Raw genomic sequence first — 19,598 nt, 5'->3', positions numbered from 1 at the left:
TGCCATGACTACCCGCACCGAGGCCGTAAAAGCCTACCTGCTCGACCTGCAAGACCGCATTTGCGCTGCCCTGGAAGCTGAAGACGGCGGCGCGCGTTTCGTCGAAGACGCCTGGACCCGCCCTGCCGGCGGTGGCGGTCGCACCCGGGTGATCGAAAACGGCGCGGTCATAGAAAAGGGCGGCGTCAACTTTTCCCACGTCTTTGGCAGCGGTCTCCCACCCTCCGCCAGCGCTCATCGGCCAGAATTGGCCGGCCGAGGCTTCGAAGCCTTGGGCGTGTCTTTGGTAATTCACCCGCACAACCCCCATGTACCGACGTCCCACGCCAACGTGCGCTTTTTCATCGCTGAAAAAGAAGGTGAAGAGCCGGTCTGGTGGTTCGGTGGCGGCTTCGACCTGACCCCTTATTACGGTAATGAGGAGGACTGTGTGCACTGGCACCGCGTCGCCGAACAGGCCTGCGCGCCGTTCGGGCCAGACGTCTACCCGCGCTACAAAGCCTGGTGCGACAGTTACTTCCACATCAAGCATCGCCACGAGCCGCGTGGCATCGGCGGCCTGTTTTTCGATGACTTGAACGAGTGGGACTTCGACACCAGCTTCGCCTTCATGCGCGCCATCGGCGATGCATTCATCGACGCGTACCTGCCGATCGTGCAGCGCCGCAAGAACGATGCGTTCACGGCCAAGCAGCGTGAATTCCAGGAGTTTCGCCGTGGCCGTTATGTCGAGTTCAACCTGGTCTATGACCGCGGCACGCTGTTCGGCCTGCAATCGGGCGGGCGTACCGAGTCGATCCTGATGTCGCTGCCGCCGCAAGTGCGCTGGGCCTATGACTGGAAAGCCGAGCCGGGCAGTGAAGAAGCGCGCCTGACCGAGTACTTCCTGCAAGATCGCGATTGGTTGGCCAAGGCCTGATTCCAGGGTTTGAGTTTTTGCATCGTCGGGGTTGCCGTCAAGATCGCAGCCTTCGGCAGCTTCTACGGTTGAGGAATGTAGATGGATCGTTACGTCGTATTCGGTAACCCGATTGGCCACAGCAAGTCGCCGCTGATCCACCGTTTGTTCGCCGAGCAGACGGGGCAAAAACTGGACTACAGCACTTTGCTGGCGCCCCTCGATGATTTTTCCGGCTGTGCCCAGGCATTTTTCCGTGAAGGGCGTGGGGCGAATGTGACGGTGCCGTTCAAGGAAGACGCTTATCGTTTGGCGAACAGCTTGACCAAACGGGCGCAGCGGGCCGGTGCGGTGAATACCCTGAGCAAACTGGCCGATGGCAGCCTGCTGGGCGACAACACCGATGGCGCCGGGCTGGTGCGGGACCTGACGGTCAATGCCGGATTCAGCCTTGCAGGTAAACGCATCCTGCTGCTCGGGGCCGGCGGTGCGGTGCGCGGGGCCCTGGAGCCGCTGCTGGCGGAGCAACCGGCGTCGGTGATCATCGCCAACCGAACAGTGGAAAAAGCCGAATTGCTGGCCGAATTGTTCGCGGATCTGGGGCCGGTGTCGGCCAGTGGCTTCGATTGGTTGCAGGAGCCGGTGGACCTGATCATCAACGCTACGTCGGCGAGCCTGTCAGGCGATGTACCGCCGATTGCCAGCAGCTTGATCGAGCCGGGCAAGACGGTTTGCTACGACATGATGTACGGCAAGGACCCGACCTCCTTCTGCCGCTGGGCCAGCGAGCACGGCGCGGCGGTGGCGATGGATGGCCTGGGAATGTTGGCCGAGCAGGCGGCGGAAGCTTTTTACCTGTGGCGCGGCGTGCGCCCGGACACAGCGCCCGTGCTGGCCGAGCTCCGACGCCAGCTAGCCGCGTAACCCCTGTAGGAGCGAGGCTTGCCCGCGAAGAACGATGATGCGGTATGCCTGAATCACCGCGGCGCTCCCTTCGCGGGCAAGCCTCGCTCCTACAGGGGGCTGTGTTTCAATCCTCGAAGCGAATCGGGCATTTCTCCGCGCCTTCGAGCTTTCTCAACTCCTCCACCACCTGCGGCCGAGCCCGCCGCAGGGTCAGGCTGCGATCCTGGCGTAGCAGCCGTCGCGCTTCCTGGTGCAGCATTTCCACGCCCGAATAGTCGATGAAGTTGATCTGCTGCGCCTCGATCACCACCCGTGCGCCGTGCATCCGTTGCAAACGCACTTGCAGGTAATGGCTGGCGCCGAAAAAGATCGAACCGCCGACTCGCAGAATGTCTTCGTCGCCCTCACGCCAATGCTGCACCCGAGGTTGCGAGGTGCGTTTGAGGTAGAAGAACAGCGAGGCCAGCACGCCGGCGTAGATCGCTGTTTGCAACTCCAGCAACAGCGTCGCGACACAGGTCAGCGCCATGACCAGAAACTCGGCACGGCTTACCCGCAACAGCGCGCGAATGCCGCGATGGTCGACCAATCCCCAGGCGATCAACAAAATGCTGCCGGCCATGGCCGGGATCGGGATGTGCGCGATCAATACCGCGCCGAAGATCGCGAACAGTGCCACCCACATCGCGGAAAAGACTCCCGCCAACGGTGAGCAGGCACCGGCGTCATAGCTCAGGGCCGAGCGGGTGAAGGAACCGGCTGACAGCGACCCGGAAAAAAACGCACCGACCATGTTCGAAAAACCCTGGGCGCGGACTTCTTGATTGGCGTCGAGCAGCTGTTGCGAACGCGCCGACAAGGAGCGGGCAATCGACAGGCTCGTCACCAGCCCGAGCATGCCGACCGCCACCGCGCTGGGCAGCAGGCGCAACACCAGATCCAGATCCAGCGGCAACGGGCTGAAGGGCGGCAGCCGCCCGACAAAGGCGCTCACCAACTGCACATGGCCGAACATCGCTGGCCACAGCCACACCAGCAATCCGCTCAGGGCCAGAGCGATCAACAACGTCGGCCAGCGCGGCACCAGCAGTTTCAGCGCGATGCCCACCCCGACCGTGGCCAGACCCAGTACCAGCGAGGGTTTGTCCACCTCACTGAGATGACTGAACAACAGCAGCAGGCTATTTAGCGCCGTGGCTTGGTTGGGCACATCCAGCCCAAGCAAGTTCGGCAGTTGCCCAATGGCAATCACCACCGCTGCGCCGAGGGTGAAGCCCAGCACCACCGAGTGAGAGACGAAATTCACCAAGGCGCCGAAACGCAGCAAACCCAGCAGCCACTGGAAAATGCCCGCCAGGAGTGTCAGAAGCAGGATCAGCGTGACGTAGTCCTGCGACGCGGGGACGGCAAGAGGACTGACGCTGGCGTACAGGACGATGGAAATGGCCGCCGTAGGACCGCAGATCAAATGCCATGACGAACCCCAGAGGCAGGCGATCAGCACCGGGATGATGGCGGCGTACAACCCGTATTCCGGTGGGAGACCGGCGATCAGGGCGTAGGCAATCGATTGTGGCAACGCGAGAATCGCACCGCTCAGGCCGACGATCAGGTCACGACCGACGCTGGCGCGGGTTTGCCGGGGCAACCAGGTCAGGAAGGGGAAGAGTGAATGGCGGCTGGGGAAGGCCATGGGTCCTCTCGGGTGGGATTTTGCGCAAGGGTAGCAGGACGAGACACCGATCGCTGATCGTTCCCACGCTCCGCGTGGGAATGCCGCCATGGACGCTCCGCGTCCGCTTCTGAATGTGACGCGGAGCGTCACGGGATGCATTCCCACGCGGAGCGTGGGAACGATCAGCGCAGGGAGTTACAGCTTCGCCTTCACCGCCCCCAGCGCATCCTTTCCATCCACGGTCTTCACCCCGTCCAGCCACTTATCCAGCACCGCCGGATTAGCCTTGATCCACGCCTTGGCCGCCTCGGCATTACTGACCTTTTTATTCACCACTTCGGCCATGATGCTGTTCTCCATTTCCTGGGTAAAACTCAGGTTGGTGAGCAGCTTGCCGACGTTCGGGCAGGCCTGTGCATAACCTTTGCGGGTCAGTGTATAAACGCTACCGGTGTCGCCGAAGTACTTCTCGCCGCCCTTCAGGTAGTGCATTTTCAGCTGCACATTCATCGGGTGTGGCGTCCAGCCGAGGAAGGTCACGAACTTCTGTTTCTTCACCGCCCGAGACACTTCGGCCAGCATCGCCTGTTCGCTGGACTCGATCAGCTTCCACTGACCCAGGTCGAAGTCGTTCTTCTTGATGATCTCTTGCAGCGAAATGTTCGCCGGGGCGCCTGAGCCGATGCCATAGATCTTCTTGTCGACTTCTTTTGGGTGTAGCTCGGCGTACTTGTTCAAGTCATTAAAGTTATGCACACCCGCGTCCCAAACGTAATCCGGGACCGCCAGCGTAAACTCGGTGCCGTCGAGGTTCTTCGCCAGTTGAGTAACGTCGCCATTGGCCACGAACTTGTCGTAGAAGCCCTGCTGCGCCGGCATCCAGTTACCCAGGAACACGTCCACCTGGCCATCCTTCAGACCGCCAAAGGTGATTGGCACTGCCAGCGTGTCGACCTTGGCCTTGTAGCCCATGCCGTCCAGCAGAAACCCGGTGATGGCGTTGGTTGCAGCGATGTCGCTCCAGCCAGGGTCGGCCATTTTCACCGTCTCGCAGCTTTGCTCGGCGTAGGCCGAGGCACTGCCCAGAGCCAGAAGCCCGACCGTCAGTACTGTGGATAACCTTTGCATGGACTTCCCCTTAACGTTATTGGTTTTGGCAGGGTTGTGGATAACGTGCTTTACGTTCCAGATCGTCGAGGTCGATGTGGTTGCGCATGTATTGCTGACTGGCGTCTACCAGCGGCTGGTGATCCCAGCTCTTCAGCTTGCCGATGGTCAGGGCGTCGGCGACGAAACGCCGGCGTCGCTGACTGGCGAGCACCTGTTGGTGGATCGACGGGATATCCCATTTGGCCCGCGCTTGGGCGAGAAACTCATCGAAAAGCTGCCGATATTGCGGCGATTGGCTGAGTTCTTCCTGTTCCTTCGGGTCGTTATGTACATCGAAGAGTAGGCAAGGGTCGTCTTCGCTGTAGATGAATTTGTAGGCGCCACGGCGAATCATCATCAACGGGCTGATGGTGCCTTCGGCCATGTACTCACCGAAAACTTCGTCGTGACCGCCCTGCCCTTGCAGATGCGAAACCAGAGAGCGGCCGTCCAACGGCAGACCAGGCTCCAGTGAGCCACCGGCCAGTTCGACAAACGTCGGCAGCAGGTCGGCAGTGGACACCGCTGCGCTGACCCGCCCAGCCCCGAATTGCCCTGGTGCACTGATCAACAGCGGTACACGGGCAGCCATTTCGTACCAGTGCATTTTGTACCAGAGGCCGCGCTCGCCGAGCATGTCGCCGTGGTCACCGGAGAATACGATGATGGTGTCATCGATCAGCCCGGTTTCCTCGAGTGTTTGCAGAAGTTTGCCGACGTTGCTGTCGATATAGCTGCACGCACCGAAGTAGGCACGGCGCGCGTCGCGAATCTTATCCACAGGCAGCGGCTTGTCCCACAGGTCATAGACTTTGAGCAGACGCTGGGAGTGAGGATCAAGTTGATCCTGTGCAGGTGTTTCGGGCAAAGGGATGTCGGCGTCGTCGTACATGTCCCAGAAAGTTTTAGGAATTGTGTACGGGTCGTGTGGGTGAGTCATCGACACGGTCAGGCAGAACGGCTGATCGCCATCCTCGCGGATGTGATCGAACAGGTATTGCTGGGCCTTGAACACCACCTCTTCGTCGAAATCCAGCTGATTGGTGCGCACGCATGGGCCGGCTTGCAGGACCGACGACATGTTGTGATACCAGGTTGGGCGTACGTCCGGCTCATCCCAGTTCACCGACCAACCGTAATCGGCCGGGTAGATGTCGCTGGTCAGGCGTTCTTCGTAGCCGTGCAATTGGTCCGGGCCGCAGAAGTGCATTTTGCCCGACAGCGCGGTGCGGTAACCGAGGCGCCGAAGGTAATGGGCATAGGTCGGTACGTCGGCGGGGAAATCGGCCGCGTTGTCGTAAGCGCCGATCTTGCTCGGCAGCTGACCACTGACCAGGGTGAAACGCGATGGCGCGCAGAGTGGGCTGTTGCAGTACGCGGCGTCGAACACCACGCCTTCGGCGGCGAGGCGGCTGAGATTCGGCAGTTTGATAGGCGAAGGGCCGTAGAACGGCAACATTGGCGCGGCCATTTGATCGGCCATGATGAAAAGAATATTTTTGCGCTTCATGTGATCGCGGCATTCCATAGTGGATATTTATGCGAGAGTGCTGTGATCGAGCATGGAGTCCATAATCTTTGTGGTAAAGCCCATGCCAGGCAATGACTAGGATAAGCACAGCTTATGTATGACGCCCTCGGTGATTTGTCCCTGGACCTGCTGCGTGCCTTTGAAGCCGCAGCCCGGCAACGCAGTTTCACCGCCGCCGCGGTGGAGCTCGGCACCACGCAACCGGCCATCAGTCAGCAAATCAAGCGATTGGAAGAACAGCTCGCTACCCGGTTGTTCGACCGTATCTATCGCGGTATTGAGCTGACTGAGGCCGGGACCATTCTGTTCGAGCAAGTTCAGCTCGGTTTGCAGAATATCGAAGCAGGATTGAGCGCAATCAGCGCACAGCAACAACACGAAGTGTTGCAAGTGGCCACCGATTTTGCCTTCGCCGCGTACTGGCTGATGCCGCGTCTGCACCGCTTCCATACCGCCAACCCTCAAGTGGACGTCAGCCTGGTCACCAGCGAACGCAGCCACAACATGCTGCGAACCGATATCGATGTGGCGGTGCTGTTTGGTGATGGCCGGTTCAAGCAGGGTGAGAGCCACTGGCTGTTCAGCGAAGAGGTGTTTCCGGTGTGCAGCCCGCTGCTATTGAAGGACCGTGCCCTGCCCTTGCCGGCCCAGTCATTGCTGGAGTTTCCGCTGCTGCACCTGCGAGGCGAACACAGCAGTAACTGGTTCGACTGGAGCGGCGTGTTTCGCGAGCTGGGGATCACATCGGCCCCGGCTCCGGGGCAACTGCGCTTCGACAATTACACCTTGCTGATTCAGGCGGCGATTGGCGGCCAGGGCGTTGCGATCGGTTGGCGCCACCTTGTGGATAACTTGTTGGCGCAAGGTCTGTTGTGTCGCCCGATCGCCGACACGGTGATTTCCAGGCTGGGGTATTACGTGGTCCTGCCCCAGCGCAAACGGCGTAGGGCGTTGATTCAGCTGTTTGTGGATTGGTTGATGGCGGAACAGGCCTGCAGTGCGCAATCGCTCAATGGTCTCCCTTTGCCTTCGATTGCGGTGTAAAGCGAAAAGATCGCAGCCTTCGGCAGCTCCTACGCGCCTGTGGGCGCTGCCGAAGGCTGCGATCTTTTACTATTCCGACGTCGCAATAAAACTCACATGCTCACCCACATGCAGGTTCAGGTGCAGCTCATCGGCAATCCCTACGGCTACCCTGTTCAGCCGTTCCAGCGCTGTGGCCAGGCCAGGTTCCAGGCTACTGCTGACGTGACTGAAATGCTCGATGGTCAGCCCGGGCACGCGGCGAGGTGCATTCACCAAGGTCCAGTGCAACGAGCTGCTTTGCAGAGACTCGCGGATTTCTTCGGCGGCGTGGCGTTGCAACGGGTCTTCTATTTCCGGGTCGTCCAGCACCTCGAAATCGCCCACCACAAACAGCCGGGCAATGCCTGCGGCCTGCATGCCGTCGATCAGTGCATCCACCGCCAGCACCTCCTCGACCGGGCCGGGTACGATGGATTTTTCGATGTGTTCACTGTTCATCGGCAACCCTGGCGCATCGAGCAGGCAGATCACCGCCGAACAGCCGGCCACGCTCTGCTTGACCCGCTTGGCATCGAACAGATCGCCGGTCTTGGTACGCAAACCCGGGCGCGGCGCGAGCGCGTTCAGGTCATCGAGAATCGCGATCACTTCATGCTGGCGTCGCAGCATTTCAGCCATCAGCGCACTGCCCAGGCTACTCATGGCACCATAAAGCACCACCTTCACCACTGGGGTTTCGGCATTTTTCATGGATGTGCTCCGTACTTGCTGCCTATATAGCGTGTGACCTGCGGGAAGTGGGGTGGGTTCGACAAGTAGTTTAGGGGGTTTGAGATGCAACAGATCAAGGGTTACCACGCCCATGTCTATTTCGATGCCAGCACCCTGCCACAGGCACGGGCCTTGTGTGAGCAGGCCGCGCAATTGTTTCCCCTGAAAATGGGGCGCATGCACGAACGCCCGGTCGGCCCGCACCCGGACTGGAGCTGCCAATTGGCTTTCGAGCCCCAATACATGGGTGAGGTATTGCCATGGCTGGCGCTCAACCGCAAGGGATTGGTGATATTCCTGCACCCGGACACGGGCGACGATCTGCTCGACCACACTGAACATGCGATCTGGATGGGCGCGATCCGGCCGCTGAACCTGTCTGTTTTCTGATCAGAGTTGTTCTTGGGCTTCACCGGGCAAGTGCTCGTCCAGATGCAGCCACGGCAAACGACTGTCAGTCCAGATATGCCGCTCGGCCGGAGCCTGCTCGGGATGGTCGAGGGTGGCGATGGTCACATCGATGCTCTCGGGGCTGAGCTGCGTCACCAGCGCCAGTTGCGCCCCACAATTGCGGCAGAAATACCGCACGCAGGTGGACGAAGACTCATACCGGGACGGCGTACCCGCCATCCATTCAAATACTGAGGCGGGCACGGTGATCCAGGTGGTCACGATCCCGCCGCTGACCCGTCGGCAAATCGAGCAATGGCAGTGCGCGATGTCGTGCAATGGCCCGCTGAATTGATAGCGCATTTGTCCGCAGTGGCAGCCGCCGGTGTGAAATTCGCCCATGTCTTTTGCTCCTGACCCCGTGTTTACGGACTCTAAACCCGGCCCGACGACCGGTTGCACATTCGGTCAAAGCTTTCACCAGCGAAAGCTGGCTGAAAGCTTCCCCGATTAGGATCGCCCTCACTGCCGGCAACAGACCGGTTGGCCAATGCGAGTGTTTTATCGCCCGCCCGGTCCATTAAACAACAACAATGGTGATTCTGATGTCCGCTACTACCCGCCTCTTCGCTGTCACTCCGCCCGTACGTCTCGTGCTTCCCGTTCTGCGCTGACCCTATCCGGTTCGCCATTCCCTAGCCGCGCTACGCCTGGAGTATTCCTATGCTGACTTTCCTTGGCTTCGCCATGGTCATCACGTTCATGTTCCTGATCATGACCAAGCGCCTGTCCGCGCTGATCGCTCTGATCATCATCCCGATTATCTTCGCCCTGTTCGGCGGTTTCTCGCCGAAGATCGGTCCGATGATGCTTGAAGGCATCACCAAGCTCGCGCCGACCGGCGTGATGCTGATGTTCGCCATTCTCTACTTCGCCCTGATGATCGACTCCGGTCTGTTCGACCCGGCCGTGCGCAAGATCCTCAAACTGGTCAAGGGCGACCCGCTGAAAGTTTCGGTCGGTACCGCCGTACTGGCGCTGATCGTGTCCATGGACGGTGACGGCGCGACCACTTACATGATCTGCGTAGCCGCCATGCTGCCGCTCTACAGCCGCATCGGCATGAGCCCGCGGATCATGGCCGGTCTGATCATCCTCGCCGGCGGCGTGATGAACATGACCCCTTGGGGCGGCCCGACGGCTCGTGCGGCCAGTGCGCTGCATGTCGATCCGTCCGACATCTTTGTGCCAATGATTCCAGCAATGCTGGCCGGCGTGGTGGCTATCCTGGCGATTGCCTACTTCTACGGTAAACGCGAGCGTGCGCGTCTGGGTGAACTGCACCTGGTCGGTGATGAAGTCGATCACAGCGAAATCAGCGTTTCGCAGTTCCCGGATGCCCGTCGTCCAAAGCTGATCTGGTTCAACGGCGCCTTGACCCTGGGCCTGATGTGCACGCTGGTCGCCGGCCTGTTGCCGCTGCCAGTGCTGTTCATGGTGGCGTTCAGTATTGCGATGATCGTCAACTACCCGTGCCTGCAACAGCAGAAGGACCGCGTTGCGGCCCACGCCGGTAGCGTACTGGCGGTGGTCGGGTTGATCTTTGCCGCGGGTATCTTCACCGGTATCCTGTCGGGCACCGGCATGGTCGATGCCATGTCGAAAAGCCTGCTGGCGGTTATCCCCGATTTCCTCGGCCCGTACCTGGCTGTGATTACCGCGCTGGTTAGCATGCCGTTCACGTTCTTCATGTCGAACGATGCATTTTATTACGGCGTGTTACCGGTACTTGCCGAAGCCGCCAGTCATTACGGTATAACCGCGGTGGAAATGGCACGTGCCTCGATCGTCGGTCAGCCCGTCCACTTGCTGAGCCCGCTGGTACCATCGACTTACCTGTTGGTGGCCCTGGCCGGTATCGAATTCGGTGATCATCAGCGGTTCACCTTGAAGTGGGCAGTGCTGGTTTGCCTGTGCATACTGGTCGCTGCATTGCTGATGGGGATTTTCCCGCTGTTCAGCACTCTATAAGCCCAAGACTCACCATGACGGGTCCAGGCTTTGTTGTTTGAAGCCTGGGCCCTTTGTGGTTTAAACACTCGCTCAAAGGAATACACATGGAATGGCTGACCAACCCTGAAATCTGGGTTGCCTTCTTCACCCTGACTGCCCTGGAGATCGTCCTGGGCATCGACAACATCATCATGATCTCGATCCTGGTCAGCCGCATGCCCAAGCACATGCAGGCGCGCACCCGGATTTTCGGCCTGGCGCTGGCCATGATCACGCGGATCCTGTTGCTGCTGTCGATCACCTGGGTCATGCGTCTCACCGCCGACCTGTTCGAAGTGTTCGGCCAGGGTATTTCCGGGCGTGACCTGATCCTGTTCTTCGGTGGTCTGTTCCTGCTGTGGAAGAGCTCGCAAGAGATGTACCACGCACTGGAAGGTGAAGATGAAGTCGGCGACGAGCCTTCGGGCAAGGGCGGCAACTTCCTGTACACCATCATCCAGATCGCGATCATCGACATCGTGTTCTCGCTGGACTCGGTGATCACCGCGGTGGGCATGGTGTCCCACGTACCGGTCATGGTCGCGGCAATTGTCGTTGCAGTGCTAGTGATGATGTGGGCTTCTGGCACCATCAGCGAGTTCATCGACAAGCACCCGTCGCTGAAGATGCTGGCGCTGTCGTTCCTGTTGCTGGTGGGTACCGTGCTGATCGCCGAATCGCTCGACGTGCACTTGCCAAAAGGCTACGTCTACTTCGCCATGGCGTTCTCGCTGGCGGTGGAAGCGATCAACATCAAGATGCGCACCGCGATGATGAAAAAGAGGAAGCAGCAGGAGCCGGTAAAACTGCGCAAGGATGTTCCGGGGCAGTAACCGGTCCCAATGGGATCTCTGTGGCGAGGGAGCTTGCTCCCGCTGGGCCGCGAAGCGGCCCTGAAACCAGTCACTGCGATTACTCAATAAAATCGCGGAGGCCTATATTGCGGCTGCTTCGCAACCGAGCGGGAGCAAGCTCCCTCGCCACAAGAACAAAGGGCCTACGGCCCTTTGTTCGTTTTTGAAGCAAACTGTTTTCATGACAGTTTTGTTTCAATCGCCTCTTTAGCTATGCGATGCTGGCGTCCAGACCGTTAGCCAACTACAGCTTATGTACAGAACGTAGAAAAACGCGCAGCACCGTCGACTTGCCCCCTTGGGGCGCTACCACCACAGGGGGCCTGTATGCTCACCCTGCTCAATCTGTTATCCGCCGTGGCCCTTTTGATCTGGGGCACGCACATCGTTCGAACCGGCATCTTGCGGGTTTATGGCTCCAATTTGCGCCATGTGATCGCCCATAACATGTCCAGGCGCTGGCTGGCGTTTCTCGCCGGAATCATGGTGACCGCCATGGTCCAGAGCAGCAATGCCACCGCCATGCTCGTGACCTCATTTGTCGGTCAGGGCCTGATGGCGCTGACTCCGGCTTTGGCGACCATGCTCGGTGCCGACGTGGGTACCGCGCTGATGGCGCGGGTACTGACTCTCGACTTGTCGTGGCTGTCGCCGCTGCTGATTTTCCTCGGGGTGATTTTCTTTCTGTCGCGCAAGCAAACCCGGGTCGGACAGATGGGCCGTGTCGGCATTGGTCTGGGGCTGATCATTCTGGCGCTGCAACTGATCGTCGAGGCCGCCGCGCCGATTACTCAGGCGCAAGGGGTGAAGGTCATCTTCGCCTCCCTGACCGGCGACATCCTGCTCGATGCCTTGGTCGGCGCGCTGTTCGCGATGATTTCCTACTCCAGCCTGGCCGCCGTTTTGCTGACCGCGACCCTTGCCGGTGCCAACGTGATCAGTCTGCCAGTGGCCATCGGCCTGGTGATCGGCGCCAACATCGGCAGCGGCATTCTGGCTTTCCTCAGCACCAGCATGCAGAACGCGGCCGGGCGTCAGGTGGCGCTTGGCAGCCTGTTATACAAACTGATTGGCCTGCTGCTGATCATTCCGGTGCTCGATCCGCTGGCGCACTGGATCGACAGCCTCGACTTCAGCCCTCAGGAAATGGTCATCGGCTTCCACCTGCTCTACAACACCGCGCGTTGTCTGATCCTGTTGCCCAGCGTCGGGCCGATGGCCAAGCTCTGTGCATGGTTGCTGCCGGAGCGGCCGGACATCAATGGCACGGCCAAACCACGGCATCTTGACCCGACGGCATTGGTCACCCCGAGTCTGGCGCTGGCCAATGCTGCCCGGGAAACCCTGCGCATCGGCGATCTGGTCGACAGCATGCTCGAAGCCATGCTCGCCGTGCTGCGCGGCAAGCAGACCGCCGTCACCCAGGAAATTCGTCGCCTGACCGATGATGTTGAAGCGCTCTACAGCGCCATCAAACTCTATCTGGCGCAAATGCCGCGCGAAGACCTCAGCGAGCAGGACAGTCGGCGCTGGGCGGAAACCATCGAGCTGGCGATCAATCTGAAACTCTCCAGCGACCTGATCGAACGTATGCTGCGCAAGGTTCAGCAGCAGAAAACCTCGCAACGCCGGTCTTTTTCCGAGGTGGGCCTGGAGGAGTTGGCGGGGCTGCACAGTCAGCTGATTGCCAACCTGCGTCTGGGGTTGTCGGTATTTCTCAGTGCCGACCCGGAAAGTGCTCGCCAGTTACTGCGTGAGAAACGTCGCTTTCGCGCACAGGAACGCCGCCTGGCCCACGCTCATGTCAGCCGTTTAAACCGTAAGATCGTGCAAAGTATCGAGACCAGTTCGCTGCATCTGGAACTGATTGCTGACATGAGACGCTTGAACTCGCTGTTCTGCAGCAGCGCCTATGCAGTGTTGGGCACTTCGGACACCGGCGCTCTGGCGGTCGACGATTTGACTGACATCACTCATTCACCCTGAACGTCCACAGTTGCTTGAAGTCTGTTGAACTTACGCTGGTCGTACGGAAATTCGTTATGCGTTGTCTGCTGTTCGCTTGTCTGCTGCTCGGCTCACTGCCTTCATTTGCCCTGGATCGCTTCCAGGTCGAGGGCTACACGTTGCGCAACGGCCTGCAATTGGTCCTCAAACCGGGCACCGAGCGCGGGCATGTGGCGATCCGGTTGGTGGTTGGCGTAGGCCTGGATGATTTCAGCTGCGCCGACAAGGAACTGCCGCATCTGCTCGAACACTTGCTGTTCAGCGGCATCGACGCCACCGGCGAAGGCGGCCTGGAAGAACGCATGCAGGCCCTGGGCGGTGAATGGAATGCCTACACCAGCAATGCCGACACGACTTTCGTCATCGAAGCCCCGGCGAAAAACCAGCGCAAGGTCCTCGACCTGCTGTTGGCGCTGCTGACCCAGACCCGTATCGACGACAATGCCATCAACGTCGCCAAGCAAGTGGTCGAGCGCGAAGACGGTGGTCATTACTCGCACCTGCAACGCTGGCTGGATCGCCAGGATCTGGGGCACACCGCGAGTAATCAGTTGGCGGTGGAACTGGGCCTCAAATGCCCCGAGCGCGCGCAAGTCGATCACCTGACCCGCGAGCAATTGGAGAAGGTGCGCAAGGCTTGGTACGCGCCCAACAACATGACCCTGATCGTGGTCGGCGACCTCGACCGCTTGCTGCCGGCCTATCTGGAACGGGCCTATGGCGCGCTCGAAGCGGTTGAGCCTAGCACTCACCTGCCGCTGCCAGACATTCAGGCCAGCGCGGCCCATGAGCGCAATTTGAGTAACGGTTTCGTCGGTGGCGGTGCCAAATTGCATTGGCTGGTGCCGGAACCGGTGCTGGAAGACCAGCACGACGAAACCTTCGACTTGCTCAAGGACTATCTGGACTGGGCGCTCTATCGCCAATTGCGCCTGGCCCATGGGTTGTCCTACGGTCCCTCGGCCGAGCGCGAGGTATTTGGCGGGGTGGGCTTCATGAGCCTGAACGCCGACCTTGATCGCGACGATGTGCTGGCAGCGGAACAGGTGCTGGATGAGCTTAAAGCCGATCTGCTCAAGAACGGCCTCGATGCCGCCACCTTCGCCCGTCTCAAGCAAGCCGCCATCGCTCGCCAGGCCTGGGCCGTGCAAGGCAACAGCGCCCTGGCGGACTATTACTGGAGCGCTCTTGGCGACTACGAGGATGGCCATTTCCTCAACCCGGCCAAGGCACTGCAAGACGTAACACTGGCCGAGGCGAACAAGGCGATGCGTGAATTGCTGCTGCAACCGGGATATCTGCGGATCGAGAAGCCGCTGATGAGTTATGACCAGGTGATGTGGGCGATTGTCGGGGGATTTGGACTGATGGTGCTTGGAATATTGGGTTGGCGCGTTCACCGCAGAAAGAAATGATTTCCCTGTGGCGAGGGAGCTTGCTCCCGTTGGGCTGCGAAGCGGCCCTGAAAAATGGCACCCCGGTTTATCAGACACACCGCATTCACCGATATTGCGACTGCTGCGCAGCCGAGCGGGAGCAAGCTCCCTCGCCACAGGGTTTTGGGTTCGATCAAAGTGACCGCAAGCCTCGCCACAGGACCCCTCGGGCGGTACCCTGTCGAGGATTTTTCCCACGACTATTGTGAGTCGCCGAATGCCGAACCTGACCCTGTACGTACAGCGCCTCCTGGAGTTGATCAAGCGCTATCCCGGGGTCATTGCGCTCGGCGGCTTCATTTCAGGGGTCGGCAGCTTCATGCTGGTGGATCGCCAACAAGGTCTGGCGACGTGGATCACCACCATCATGCTGATCAGCTGGGTCTGGTTGATGCTGGAAAACAGCCTCACCAAGCTGTTCGCCAGGGTCTTCAAGCGCGAAATACCCCAGCCACTGCTGCGTTACGCAACGCAGATGATCCATCAGGAAAGTCTGTTCTTCGTCCTGCCGTTCTTTTTAATCACCACCACCTGGAACAGCGGCCAGTTGTTCTTCACTGGATTACTGAGCATGGCGGCGCTGATTTCGATCATCGACCCGCTCTACTACAAATGGCTGGCACCGCGCCGCTGGGCGTTCCTGGCGCTGCACACCCTGACCCTGTTCGCGGCCCTGTTGACCGCCCTGCCCGTCATCCTGCACCTGACCACCGCCCAAAGCTTCAAGCTGGCGCTAGGCATTGCCATGCTGCTGTCGTTCCCGAGCCTGGCCTCGATCTTCCCGATTCGCACTGTGCGCAATGCGCTGGCGATCCTCAGCATCACCGTCGGCATCGGCGCCGCTGGTTGGGTGCTGCGCTCCTGGGTTCCACCGGCGACGCTGTGGATGACCGAGGTGGCGATCAGCACTCAAATGCAGGATCGAACACCCGGCAAGAGCCTGGAAGAAGTCAGCGCCGAACAGATTCGTGGGGGTGGGCTGTATGCGTACACCGCGATCAATGCTCCGCGAGGTCTGGCCGAACGGATTTATCACGTCTGGATGTTCAACGGTAAAGAAGTCGACCGTATCCCGCTGGATATCAACGGGGGGCGCAAGGAAGGCTACCGTGCGTGGACTCACAAGCAGAACTTCCCCGGCAACCCCGCAGGCAAATGGCAGGTTCGGGTGCTGACTGAAGACGGTCAGTTGATTGGCGTGTTGCGCTTCAAAGTCATGGACAGCACACCCATCAAAGAAAAGTAACGCGGTTCGTGCTATTAGTCTGATCTGCGTAATAGCCGAACAAGCACGGAGCTTATGACTAGCAGCACAATGCCTGGCAGTGCCCGACTGGACACCTCGCACAGCCCTGCCCTGTTGCGGGTCACGGGTGACTGGACGCTTGCCCATTACGCCGATCTCAGCCGCCTGAGCGAAAAGCTCCGTGGCCAATACGACAACAACACCCACATCGATCTCAATGGCCTCGGCGCGCTCGATACGGCGGGTGCGTCATTGCTGGTGGAGCTGCTGGGGGCCGAGCGTCTGGGCAAATCTGCCGAACACCCCGATTGCACCCTTTCCTCCGCGGATCGCGCCTTGTTGCAGACGGTGTACTGCTCGCTGACCGATTTCTGCGTGCCGATCAAAGAACCGGAAATCAGCGTCGGCATTCAACTGCTGACCCGCATCGGCCGCGCGGTCGACGCGGTCTGGCAGGACACGTTGCAATTGTTGGGTTTCGTCGGCCTGATCCTGGAAACCATCGCTCGCGGGCTGTTTCGTCCAAAGCGCTGGCGTCTCACACCGATGGTCGCCCACATCGAACAGACCGGCCTCGACGCCGCCCCCATCGTCGCCTTGCTGACGTTTTTGGTGGGGGCTGTGGTGGCGTTTCTCGGGGCGACGGTGCTGGCGAGTTTCGGTGCGAGTATTTTCACCGTGGACCTGGTGGCGTTCTCTTTTCTGCGGGAGTTCGGCGTGTTGCTCACGGCGATCCTGATGGCGGGCCGCACCGCCAGTGCGTTCACCGCGCAGATCGGTTCGATGAAGGCCAACGAAGAAATCGACGCGATCCGCACCCTCGGCCTCGACCCGATGGAGTTGCTGGTAGTCCCCCGCGTCCTGGCGTTGCTGGTGGCGCTGCCGATGTTGACCTTTCTGGCGATGGTGTCAGGGATTGTCGGCGGTGGCGTGGTCTGCGCGCTGTCGCTGGATATCTCACCGGCGATGTTCCTGTCACTGCTGCAATCGGACATCGGCGTTCAGCACTTTCTGGTGGGGATCGTCAAAGCGCCGATTTTTGCGTTCCTGATTGCCGCCATCGGCTGCCTCGAGGGCTTCAAGGTTAGCGGCAGCGCCGAGTCCGTCGGCGCGCACACCACGTCCAGTGTGGTGCAGTCGATTTTCGTGGTGATCGTGCTCGACGCCGTGGCTGCGTTGTTTTTCATGGAGATGGACTGGTGAGTCGTTTACCCCGAGCGCCTTCAGAGGCAGTGATCGAAGTCCGTGGGCTGTGCAATCGCTTCGGCCGCCAGAGCGTGCACGAGAACCTCGACCTGGACTTGTACAAGGGCGAGATTCTGGCGGTGGTCGGCGGTTCTGGCAGCGGCAAATCGGTGCTGCTGCGCAGCATTGTCGGCCTGCGTCAGCCCAGCGAAGGGCTGGTGAAGGTCTTCGGCAAGAACTTGCCGAGCCTGTCGGAGCACGAGCGCTCGCTGGTCGAACGGCGGTTCGGTGTGTTGTTCCAGAAAGGCGCCTTGTTCTCTTCGCTCACCGTGACCGAGAACGTCGCCCTGCCCCTGATTGAACACGCCGGCCTGAGCCGTGCCGACGCCGAGCACCTGGCGGCAGTGAAAATGGCGTTGGCCGGGCTGCCGTTGTCGGCGGCCGACAAATACCCGGCTTCACTGTCCGGCGGCATGATCAAGCGCGCGGCCCTGGCCCGAGCGCTGGCGCTGGACCCGGACATCCTGTTCCTCGACGAGCCCACCGCCGGTCTAGACCCGATTGGCGCCGCAGGCTTCGATCAACTGATCCTGACTCTGCGCGATGCCTTGGGCCTGAGCGTGTTTCTGGTGACCCACGACCTCGACACGCTCTACACCATCACCGACCGAGTGGCGGTGCTGGCGCAGAAGAAAGTGCTGGTGGCGGACGCCATCGACAAGGTGTCGGAAACCGATGATGCGTGGATTCACGAATACTTCCATGGCCCTCGCGGCCGCGCGGCGCTGACGGCCGCTAACCAGCTCAATGAGGTCTGACATGGAAACCCGAGCCCATCACGTATTGATTGGCCTGTTCACCGTCATAGTGGTGGCAGGCGCCCTGCTCTTCGGTCTGTGGCTGGCCAAATCCAGCGTCGATACCGAATTCAAGGATTACGAAATCGTCTTCAACGAGGCGGTCAGCGGCCTGTCCAAGGGCAGCGCCGTGCAGTACAGCGGGATCAAGGTCGGCGACGTGGTGATGCTGCGCCTGGACCCGAACGATCCGCGCCGGGTGTTGGCGCGGATTCGCCTGGGCGGAGACACTCCGATCAAAGAAGACACTCAGGCCAAGCTGGCGCTGACCGGGATCACCGGGACCTCGATCATCCAGCTCAGCGGCGGCACGCCACAAAGTCCGACGCTCAAGGGCAAGGACGGCAATTTGCCGACAATCGTTGCATCGCCCTCGCCCATTGCCCGGTTGATGAATGACAGCAACGATCTGATGGCGGGCGTGAACGTGTTGATGCACAACGCCAATCAGTTGTTTTCCTCGGAGAACGTCGGGCGTATCAGCAGCACCCTGGAGCACCTGGAGCAAACCACCGGCACCATTGCCGATCAGCGCGGCGATATTCGTCAGGCGATGCAGCAACTGGCTTCGGTTGGCAAGCAGGCCAGCGCCACCCTGGAACAGACCACCGCGTTGATGCGCAACGCCAACGGCCTGCTCAACGATCAGGGCAAGCAGATGTTCGGCAGTGCCGAGCAAGCCATGAAGTCCCTGGAACAAAGTAGCGCGACCATCAACACGTTGCTCTCCGCCAATCAGGATTCCCTCAACAGCGGCATGCAGGGCCTCAATGGCCTGGCGCCGGCGGTGCGTGAGCTGCGCGATACCTTGAGTTCGTTGCGGACCATTTCCCAGCGGCTTGAGGCCAACCCCAGCGGTTACCTGCTGGGCAGCGACAAAAACAAGGAGTTCACGCCATGAAACTGGCTCATCTCGCCCTCCTCGCCGGTTTTGCGTTGATCGCTTCCTGTTCGATTTTCCCCAAGGCCGAGCCGTCCGATGTCTATCGACTGCCGTCGGCACAGCGCGACGCATCGGCCCAACACGGCACGCCGCAGCGCTGGTCGTTGCGGCTGGCCAAGCCTCAAACCAGCGAAGCCTTGAACAACCCGAAAATCGCCGTAATCCCTCAGGGTGATCTGATCAGCAGCTACAAGGCTTCACGCTGGAGCGATCCGGCACCGGTGCTGTTGCGCAATCGCCTGCTCGATGGTTTCCAGCGTGACGGTCGCGTGCCATTGCTCAGCACCGATGACAGTAATTTCCAGGCAGACCTGGAACTGGGCGGCAACCTGCAAGCGTTCCAGACCGAGTACCAAGGTACGGCTGCGAGCGTGGTCGTGCGCCTGGATGCGTTGTTGGTGCGTGGGTATGACCAGCGAATCCTCGCCAGCCGACGCTTTGAAGTGCGTCAGCCGTTGAGCGATGTGAAGGTGCCGGCGGTGGTGACCGGTTTTGGTCAGGCCAGCGATCAATTGACGGCGCAGGTGGTGGCCTGGACGGTGGAGCAAGGTCAGAAAGTTGCGCCGCCGCTGAGGCCATAAAAGTCGGACGCACATCTAATGTGGGAGCGGGGGGGGGGGGGGGGGGGGGGGGGGGGGGGGGGGGGGGGGGGGGGGGGGGGGGGGGGGGGGG

General features: G+C 60.4%; 18 protein-coding genes. 13 read left to right on the top strand and 5 right to left on the bottom strand.

What is annotated here, in order from left to right; genetic code table 11:
- Positions 1-4: 4 nt before the first annotated feature.
- Positions 5-919, top strand: coding sequence for an oxygen-dependent coproporphyrinogen oxidase (hemF, locus tag AC1RQB_RS11540; RefSeq protein WP_007902928.1), 915 nt, complete (start codon positions 5-7; stop codon positions 917-919).
- Positions 920-1,000: 81 nt separating this feature from the next.
- A complete protein-coding gene (aroE, locus tag AC1RQB_RS11535; protein ID WP_007902927.1) occupies positions 1,001-1,822 on the top strand; it encodes a shikimate dehydrogenase in 822 nt (273 codons plus the stop codon).
- A gap of 106 nt (positions 1,823-1,928) precedes the next feature.
- On the opposite strand, the gene AC1RQB_RS11530 is transcribed toward aroE, so the two are convergent.
- The 3 genes from AC1RQB_RS11530 to betC all read right to left on the bottom strand — a co-directional run bounded on the left by AC1RQB_RS11530 (position 1,929) and on the right by betC (position 6,138).
- Complete coding sequence (locus AC1RQB_RS11530) at positions 1,929-3,497, bottom strand: SulP family inorganic anion transporter (protein WP_008076300.1); 1,569 nt, start codon at positions 3,495-3,497, stop codon at positions 1,929-1,931.
- A 177-nt stretch (positions 3,498-3,674) separates the two neighbouring features.
- Complete coding sequence (gene choX, locus AC1RQB_RS11525; RefSeq protein WP_063342014.1) at positions 3,675-4,607, bottom strand: choline ABC transporter substrate-binding protein; 933 nt, start codon at positions 4,605-4,607, stop codon at positions 3,675-3,677.
- Positions 4,608-4,623: 16 nt separating this feature from the next.
- The gene (gene betC / locus AC1RQB_RS11520) at positions 4,624-6,138 is read right to left on the bottom strand and encodes a choline-sulfatase (protein ID WP_063342013.1); all 1,515 of its coding nucleotides are present in this window, start codon (positions 6,136-6,138) and stop codon (positions 4,624-4,626) included.
- Between the two features lie 114 nt (positions 6,139-6,252).
- Here betC and AC1RQB_RS11515 point away from each other — a divergent pair, with 114 nt between their 5' ends.
- Positions 6,253-7,203 (top strand): choline sulfate utilization transcriptional regulator, encoded by a 951-nt coding sequence (locus AC1RQB_RS11515; protein ID WP_063342012.1) that lies wholly within the window; start codon positions 6,253-6,255, stop codon positions 7,201-7,203.
- A 69-nt stretch (positions 7,204-7,272) separates the two neighbouring features.
- Here the strand turns inward: AC1RQB_RS11515 and AC1RQB_RS11510 are convergent, their stop codons facing one another.
- Complete coding sequence (locus tag AC1RQB_RS11510; RefSeq protein ID WP_008076292.1) at positions 7,273-7,935, bottom strand: NAD(P)-dependent oxidoreductase; 663 nt, start codon at positions 7,933-7,935, stop codon at positions 7,273-7,275.
- An 84-nt stretch (positions 7,936-8,019) separates the two neighbouring features.
- Here AC1RQB_RS11510 and AC1RQB_RS11505 point away from each other — a divergent pair, with 84 nt between their 5' ends.
- A complete protein-coding gene (locus tag AC1RQB_RS11505; protein WP_063342011.1) occupies positions 8,020-8,346 on the top strand; it encodes a DOPA 4,5-dioxygenase family protein in 327 nt (108 codons plus the stop codon).
- On the opposite strand, the gene AC1RQB_RS11500 is transcribed toward AC1RQB_RS11505, so the two are convergent.
- Complete coding sequence (locus AC1RQB_RS11500; protein WP_063342010.1) at positions 8,347-8,748, bottom strand: GFA family protein; 402 nt, start codon at positions 8,746-8,748, stop codon at positions 8,347-8,349. It lies immediately after the preceding gene.
- A 321-nt stretch (positions 8,749-9,069) separates the two neighbouring features.
- Here AC1RQB_RS11500 and AC1RQB_RS11495 point away from each other — a divergent pair, with 321 nt between their 5' ends.
- The 9 genes from AC1RQB_RS11495 to AC1RQB_RS11455 all read left to right on the top strand — a co-directional run bounded on the left by AC1RQB_RS11495 (position 9,070) and on the right by AC1RQB_RS11455 (position 19,507).
- Positions 9,070-10,377 (top strand): CitMHS family transporter, encoded by a 1,308-nt coding sequence (locus AC1RQB_RS11495; protein WP_008076284.1) that lies wholly within the window; start codon positions 9,070-9,072, stop codon positions 10,375-10,377.
- Positions 10,378-10,463: 86 nt separating this feature from the next.
- Positions 10,464-11,231, top strand: coding sequence for a TerC family protein (locus AC1RQB_RS11490; protein WP_008076283.1), 768 nt, complete (start codon positions 10,464-10,466; stop codon positions 11,229-11,231).
- Between the two features lie 348 nt (positions 11,232-11,579).
- Positions 11,580-13,238, top strand: a complete 1,659-nt coding sequence (locus AC1RQB_RS11485; RefSeq protein WP_063342009.1) for a Na/Pi cotransporter family protein — start codon at positions 11,580-11,582, stop codon at positions 13,236-13,238.
- Positions 13,239-13,294: 56 nt separating this feature from the next.
- Positions 13,295-14,674: a M16 family metallopeptidase gene (locus AC1RQB_RS11480; protein ID WP_063342008.1), complete on the top strand. Its 1,380-nt coding sequence runs from the start codon at positions 13,295-13,297 to the stop codon at positions 14,672-14,674.
- Positions 14,675-14,912: 238 nt separating this feature from the next.
- Complete coding sequence (locus AC1RQB_RS11475) at positions 14,913-15,941, top strand: DUF5924 family protein (protein ID WP_063342007.1); 1,029 nt, start codon at positions 14,913-14,915, stop codon at positions 15,939-15,941.
- Between the two features lie 54 nt (positions 15,942-15,995).
- On the top strand, positions 15,996-17,144 hold the full coding sequence (locus AC1RQB_RS11470; RefSeq protein WP_032830765.1) for an ABC transporter permease: 1,149 nt from the start codon (positions 15,996-15,998) through the stop codon (positions 17,142-17,144).
- On the top strand, positions 17,141-17,944 hold the full coding sequence (locus tag AC1RQB_RS11465; protein ID WP_063342006.1) for an ABC transporter ATP-binding protein: 804 nt from the start codon (positions 17,141-17,143) through the stop codon (positions 17,942-17,944). Before AC1RQB_RS11470 ends, AC1RQB_RS11465 begins: the two co-directional genes overlap by 4 nt.
- A 1-nt stretch (position 17,945) precedes the next feature.
- Complete coding sequence (locus tag AC1RQB_RS11460) at positions 17,946-18,884, top strand: MlaD family protein (RefSeq protein WP_063342005.1); 939 nt, start codon at positions 17,946-17,948, stop codon at positions 18,882-18,884.
- Positions 18,881-19,507: an ABC-type transport auxiliary lipoprotein family protein gene (locus AC1RQB_RS11455; RefSeq protein WP_008076275.1), complete on the top strand. Its 627-nt coding sequence runs from the start codon at positions 18,881-18,883 to the stop codon at positions 19,505-19,507. Before AC1RQB_RS11460 ends, AC1RQB_RS11455 begins: the two co-directional genes overlap by 4 nt.
- The last annotated feature ends 91 nt before the right edge of the window (positions 19,508-19,598 follow it).

It is taken from the genome of Pseudomonas sp. GW822-FHT02E03 (genome assembly GCF_058802325.1).
The sequence above is the reverse complement of the archived record's forward strand: the minus strand, read 5'-3'. Positions and strand labels throughout refer to the sequence as shown.